The 6,361-nt window shown below is 65.7% G+C and carries 6 protein-coding genes and 2 pseudogenes; 5 read left to right on the forward strand and 3 right to left on the reverse strand.

Annotation, left to right across the window (positions count from 1 at the left end; all coding sequences use genetic code 11):
• The first annotated feature begins 238 nt into the window (after positions 1-238).
• From OHA89_RS40690 to OHA89_RS40700, 3 genes and pseudogenes are all read left to right on the forward strand, one after another.
• Positions 239-757 (forward strand): hypothetical protein, encoded by a 519-nt coding sequence (locus OHA89_RS40690; protein WP_331762012.1) that lies wholly within the window; start codon positions 239-241, stop codon positions 755-757.
• Positions 744-1,778 (forward strand): helix-turn-helix domain-containing protein, encoded by a 1,035-nt coding sequence (locus OHA89_RS40695; protein WP_331762014.1) that lies wholly within the window; start codon positions 744-746, stop codon positions 1,776-1,778. Before OHA89_RS40690 ends, OHA89_RS40695 begins: the two co-directional genes overlap by 14 nt.
• A gap of 182 nt (positions 1,779-1,960) precedes the next feature.
• Positions 1,961-2,191: pseudogene (locus OHA89_RS40700) on the forward strand (hypothetical protein); the annotation flags it as partial.
• Between the two features lie 112 nt (positions 2,192-2,303).
• Here OHA89_RS40700 and OHA89_RS40705 read toward each other — a convergent pair.
• From OHA89_RS40705 to OHA89_RS40715, 3 genes and pseudogenes are all read right to left on the reverse strand, one after another.
• A pseudogene (locus OHA89_RS40705) lies at positions 2,304-2,761 on the reverse strand (DUF2252 family protein); the annotation flags it as partial.
• A 753-nt stretch (positions 2,762-3,514) separates the two neighbouring features.
• On the reverse strand, positions 3,515-3,730 hold the full coding sequence (locus OHA89_RS40710; protein ID WP_331762016.1) for a hypothetical protein: 216 nt from the start codon (positions 3,728-3,730) through the stop codon (positions 3,515-3,517).
• Positions 3,731-3,835: 105 nt separating this feature from the next.
• Positions 3,836-4,006, reverse strand: coding sequence for a hypothetical protein (locus OHA89_RS40715; protein WP_331762018.1), 171 nt, complete (start codon positions 4,004-4,006; stop codon positions 3,836-3,838).
• Positions 4,007-4,184: 178 nt separating this feature from the next.
• Between OHA89_RS40715 and OHA89_RS40720 the strand changes: the two genes are divergently transcribed.
• Positions 4,185-4,919, forward strand: a complete 735-nt coding sequence (locus tag OHA89_RS40720; RefSeq protein ID WP_331762020.1) for a hypothetical protein — start codon at positions 4,185-4,187, stop codon at positions 4,917-4,919.
• A gap of 616 nt (positions 4,920-5,535) precedes the next feature.
• A complete protein-coding gene (locus OHA89_RS40725; RefSeq protein ID WP_331762022.1) occupies positions 5,536-6,102 on the forward strand; it encodes a hypothetical protein in 567 nt (188 codons plus the stop codon).
• Positions 6,103-6,361 lie beyond the last annotated feature (259 nt).

Genomic DNA, 6,361 nt, shown 5'->3' on the forward strand with positions numbered 1-6,361 from the left:
GCGCGGAAGCCTCGGAGGACCACGGTCCTCCACCCCGGCGAACAGGAGTTGGAGCTCCTCGAAGCCGGGCCTGTGGCCAGGTTCGTACTAACTGAATATGCACTCAGGCCGAGTTACACCCTCAGCACGGAAGCCACCCGTGCGAGGGCTGAGCGAGGGCGCCCCTCCCCGGGGCGCCCTCACTCACATCCACCCTCTTATCGAGCGGGCATGAAGAGCCCCTCGCCCAGGAGTTGAGATGCCTAACCCCCCGAAGAAGCGTCGGCGCGCCGTCATGGCCGCCGCCGTGGCCAATGCCACCGGAGCCGCGGCGGGCTTCACCGCCCACGCCCTCGGAGTCGATCCCGACACGAGCATGACGATCGGCACCATCGTCGCGGGAGCCGTCGGCGACGTCCTCCTGCAGTACGTCGCCAACTCCGACGACCCGGCCGTCGAGCCCGCCCGCACCGACGAGCCGGCGTCGATCGAGCCCGCTGAGGCCGTCGAGCCGGTCGAGGCCGGCAACGCCCTCGAGGCCGCCTCGGAGATCCGTCCCCACGAGCACCGTCGTGGCCACCGTGGGTACGCGCGCTGCGCGCGGCCTACGGCAGCTCCGGTCGTGGTGGTGCAGCCCGCACCGTCCCGGCCCCCGGCCGGGATGCCCCGCCACGCCGGTCACCGGCACCTGCACCGGGGAGCCCAGCGGTTCGTGCGACGTGTGCACGGGCGGGACGCCGGCTCCCAGGAGGTGAAGGGGCGTCGTGGCGCGTCCTGAGAACGAGATCTCCCCGGAGGTGCCGATGGAGGTGGCGGAGCTTGCCCGCGAACTGCGGGCGCTCCGGCGCCGTAGCAACTTGACCTACAAGGAGCTGGCCTCCACCTCGCACTACTCCGCGGCGGCCCTTTCCACTGCGGCGTCCGGCAAGACCGTGCCGAAGTGGGAGATGGTCGAGGCCTTCGTTCGAGGGTGCGGCTACAGCGGCGACATGCGCACGTGGCGGACCATCCACCGCAACGCGGTCGCCCGCGTCGCGGGCGAAGAGGTGCGCAAGAGCGTGACCCAGAGCGCCGGCGCCGACTTGGTCGAGATCCAGCAGTCGGAGCCGGAGGACCGTGAGAAGAGCGACGGCCACGCGCTGGTCAGGGGCCGCTCCCGGCGGGGACGGCCGGTCCCGGACCCTACCCCCATATCGCCTCCGCCCGACGGACTGCTCGCCCTCGTGCAGCAGTTCATGGAGGCACACCAGGACGACGAGCTGCAGCGGGTGACCAGCCCCGCGGTGGACCGTATGCACACGGCCCTGGCCTTGTGTACGACCCCCAAGGACGTCCTGTCCGTGATGCGCGAGCTGGTCGCGGACAGGGGGCTGACCATTGCAGATCTGGAGAAGCGAAGCCGCCGCTCGTACCCGATCTCCGGTGCGACGTTCTCGCACGTCCTCAACGGCGACGAGCTGCCCACCACCGAATGGCTGCACATCTTCCTGATGGCGTGCGGCTTGGAGGCGGAGCGCACCTTGATCTGGCACCACACGGTGACCCGTATCAAGATCGCGAACCTTCGGCATCGTCAGACCCCGCCGCCGATGCCGAAGTCGCCCGCCGCCGCCGAGCGGACGCTGGTGACCCTGCGGACGTGGTTCTTGCTTCTGCTCTTCCTCATCCTCGGGACGGTTGCCGGAGCGGTGGTCTACATATCCACCACATCTCTCGTCAACGCCGTGATGGCTGGTGCGGCGGTGACCTCCAGCTGTGTGCCCTTCACGCACTTTCTGGGCAGTCGTGATTCTGACTAGGCAGTGACGATCCAAAGCTGCAGTCGGCGGCCAAGCGGCGTCGAGGGCGGCCTCAACCTCCGACGGGTGGAGGCCCGCCCTCGCTGGCGACCGTCTGGCGCCGGGGAGCGGCGTTCGGTCAGTCCAGCAGGCCGAGGGCGTTGTCGGGGTTGCAGTACGGGCAGGCCTCGACGTTGTCGGCGAGCGACACGAACTACGCCCTGCGCAAGAACAAGCAGCAGGAGATCACCCCGATCCACCCGGATCTGGAGAAGCCCCTCGAAGAGGTGCTCGCGGTCACCTACGGCCTGATCGTCTACCAGGAGCAGGTGCAGAAGGCCGCCCAGATCATCGCCGGGTACTCGCTCGGCGAGGCCGACATCCTGCGCCGCGTGATGGGCAAGAAGAAGCCCGAGGAGCTGGCGAAGAACTTCACCGGTTCGACGAGGCCCTGAAGTCGGCCTCCGAGTACCAGGACATCTTCGGCAAGGGCCGGTACTTCCTGGAGCTGATGGACCACGGCATCGAGATCGAGCGCCGGGTCCGCGAGGGCAGGCCGGCCGAGCCGATCCCGACGCCGCGGCGGCCCACGACGTCCTTGACCCGGTAGGAGTCGGGCCGGACGAGGGACTCGTCGGGCAGGGTCTCCAGGTAGCCGTCGAAGGCGGCCAGCACCTTGTAGCGGGTGGCCGCGTCCAGCTCGATGGCCCCGGGCCGACGTATGTCTCGTGGAAGTCGTTGACGTTGAAGTTCAGCTGGCCGTTGGAGTCCATGTACGTGCCGAAGTTCTCCGCGTGCAGATCGCCGTGGATCCACACCCGGCCCGTCCGCTCGTCCAGGTACGGGCCGCCGTGCCGGTCCCGCTCCAGGTCCGCGTAGAAGAGGCAGGCCGTGCCCCGGTAGAAGGCGAACGCCGAGGCGGCCATCTTCCGGAATTTGACCTGGAAGGCAGCGGGGTCGGCGGCGAGCAGCTCACCGAAAGCGGTGTCGAAAACGTCGAGTATCTGCTCGGCGCGCTACTCATCGGTCGTCACGGGAACCCGCCACGGTGGAGGCACTGGTGGTGGTAGATCGCTTTTTCAGACAGCTGTCCTCTGTCGTGCGTCGACGACCGTACCCGTCAGTGCCCCGGATGTGTCAGTCGGGGTCGGTACTCTAATCCCACCCCTTCCGGGTGTGTGTGCAGCTTCTGGAGGGCCGGGTTTTGACGGACCGTCGCCCCGGCCATCCAGTTGAGGCGCGGCGGTCCAGATTGGGGGGCTCCCATGCCGGAGAGCGACAAGCCGAAGTCCGACGGTTCCGAGGACGACGGCCGACCGCCTGTCCGGGGTGAGAGTCGCACCACGATTCGCGAGGCACTGCTCGTCGGCACAGTCCAGGCCCTTCTGGCTGGTCTTGCTGACGAGTCCGGGCACTGGATGCACCAGTGCCTGGTGTGGTTGTACGAGATGTTGGTCAGCCGCCTGTAAAACGCGACGCGCCCCCTGGTGCTGGAACACCAAGAGGCGCGAGGTGCGGGTACATCCCGCGGCGGTTCCTGTCCACCTATCAATGCCGGGCAGGGACCGCCGTACTGCATGACATCAGTCTGCCGCGCGCCACTGACATTGCTCGGAAGCATGATCAGCATGCACGCGTGCATAGTGCCGCAGGGCTCCACTGTAGTGGGTGCCCACGATGGTGGACATGCTGTCCACGCGCGTGGGGAGGGCTCCGTGGCGCCCTCAGGCTCTATCCGTGATGGGTCCTTCCCCTGCTCAGGGTGGTGATTCGGCCCAGGTCTCGGGGCCGCCGCCGCGCCACTCGACCAGCTCACCGGTGAGGTCGAAAGCCTCGGCGTCCTCCATCCCCGCTTCTTGGAGGAAGACGAGGATGTCGGAGGGCTGGTGGGCGAGGCCGATGGACTGCCCATCCCAGCGGACTCGCCGCCAGCCGTTCCCGTCGGGCGGATAGACGATCAAGCGTGCGGACATGACCCCACTCTTGAGCGCCGGCCGGTTGCGGGCACCCCGACCGGGCTGGACGGGTGAGAGACGGCGGCCCCTGGGCGGGGCCGCCAGCCAGGACTCGGCCAGTGGTTAGTCGGCACGCTCCGCGTTGCTGTTCGCGGCTTCGTGCTGCTCCTCATTACTGGGCTTCTGGCGGCGTCGGCACGCGATGACCGTACCGACCACGGTCATGACCACGGCCGACGGGAGCTGCTCCAGCAGGCCGGTGAACAGGGTGAAGCAGAGATCGGACCAGGTCATGAGCGCCTCCGTGAGGTGTGCGGGTGTTTGTGCGCTCATCTCACGGCGTGTGTGGATCAAGATGCGGAGAACTGATCCTGCTTGCCGTGATCCCGTATGGAGTTACGGAAACCGCAGGTCGGAGGGGTCCTCAGTTTTCTACGATCTGCGCAGGATTGAAGAGCTCTGAGGGGAAGACATGGTTGGCCCGGACACGGTGAGCACGCCTGAACAGTTGGCCCAGGCACTCAACGAGATGATCCTGAACAGCGGCAAGACCATGGAGCGGGTCGCGAGTGCTGCCGGCCTAGCGCCCAACACAGTGCGGGCTGCTGCGAGAGGGACGACCTTCCCCCAGGAGGGAACCCTCCACGAGCTCGTACGCATCTGCGGCGGCGACAAGGCCGCCTGGACCAGAGCCTGGCATCGGGCCAACAACGCCCGCCCGAAGGCGGACAGACCGCCTGCCGACGACCCACTGGTCGAGGCCCTCAACCGGGTCGCCCTCGTGGAGAAGAAGCTCTCGGACGCGCTCCACCGAGTGATGGAGCTGGACAAGAAGGTCGAGCGGCTGTCTGCCTACATCAACACCTACATCGACGCCTCGCGGGAGATGGAGGCAGCGAGCCACGCTGCCGTGCGGGAGGCCGAAGCCGATCGGCGTCGCCGAGAACGTGAAGGTCGTGAGCTTCTCAACTCGGTGCCCGTGCGCTTCGTGTACGGGCACCCAGACTTCGACAGCAACTACTCAACGCACGCAGTTGACCGTTATGTAGCCGAGGTCAAGAAACTCGCCTTGATCGATATTGAACAACTGAAGACATTTCTCCTGACGACTCCATCTGATTTTCCCCGTATAGGTAGAAGCGGCTATAGGCCGACAGAAGTCGACAATTATATTGTCTATTTGAAGGCGGCTGTGTTGGGAACGTAAGAAGCCTTTCTGGATTTCACCCAGCGACGTGTTGAATTTCCCTCAGGCGTCTGACGGTCTGTCAGATGAGTGTGTTTTGGTGGTGGGTGGGGTGTGGTGTTGAAGCGGTGAGGGGCCGGGCGGGCCGTTCTCCGCTACCTGGTTCCTGGGGTATTTCCGCAGGTGGTAAGGGTATAGACGGTCCGTCAGGGGCGCGTAGGGACATAGCTCCAGGGCCCAGCCAGGGGAGTGTCCCCACGGTGCCCGCCACTTGACCTGCTTCCAGAATCTATCTTTCATCCAGAATGAAGCAGACGTGGATTAAGGCCTCCGACTGCCTGGCGTGGTGGAGCAGCAGCCCTCCGCAGCCAGACACTCGGGCACAGCCGGGGAACCTTAGAGATCAGGTTTACGGCCCTCCGCGAGCCAAGATGTGCAGGGCACCTCACCGGTGGTCCGTAGAGGGACCGTCAGGGGGGCTTAATTGCCAGCCGCGCGGGTGTTGGTGGTTGATGGGGTGCCGGCCTGAACAGCCGAGGCTCTGCGCGGTCTTGTGTGGGCCGTTTCCGTTCTCTCCATCTAGGCTGAATGGAGCTCTCGCCGGGCGTCGTCCGCCGTGGTGAGGTAGACCTTGAGCATGGAGGCAGAGCAGCAGGAGAGCACCGGCCAAGAGGGAAACCGGGCCAGGGGGTGGGGTTCGGCGCGCGCAGCGTTGGCTGGCACTCTGATCGGAGCTCTGGCGGGTCTGGCAGGCAGCGTCCTGGGGTATTACGACGGGGGGAAGGCAAGGGAGGCTGCAGCGGAGGCCAGAAGAGCTGACATCCGTCGGCAGGCCTATGCTGCGTTCGGCACAAAGGTCCAGGACTTGGCAACAGAAATGGCGAGCCTGCGAAACTTTTTGATTCAGTATAAGCAGGGTATTACCACGGAAGAACTTAAGCAGCAGAACAACGAGAAATACGTCCCCGCGTTGCAGCGGATCTTGCAGGCAGAGGTGAATGCACGTTTGGTGGGGACGTCGGAGGCTCGAACGTGGCTGGCGAAGACCGTACCGCCCCGCGAAGCCGCAGTCCTCTTGTTGCGAGATAGATACTTCGGATATAACCAGGCTGAAAATTGGTCTGAGGAGATGGAGAAGGCAATTGAAAAATACAAAACAGCCGCAGAGGTTTTCATGAATCATGTAGACGCCGAAGTACTCTAGTCAGGCTGAGGCCGACCATAGGTGGCCATAGGCCCAGGGCCCAGGAGCAAGCGACCAGGGCCCCGCGGCCGCGCAGCGGCCGCACCGGGCGAAGCGCAGCGCAGCCCGTAGCGGGAAGAGGCGAAGCAGATTCCCGCAGGTCAGAGAGCGAAGCGAACTGACCAGCCACCGCGAAGCGGTGGCTCTCACGGCCCGAAGGGCCGGCCGCCGAAGCGCAGCGAGGGCGCAGCTCTCCCACGCGCGCAGCGCGTGGGGAACT

This window comes from Streptomyces sp. NBC_01546 (assembly GCF_045208355.1).
Classification (GTDB): domain Bacteria; phylum Actinomycetota; class Actinomycetes; order Streptomycetales; family Streptomycetaceae; genus Streptomyces.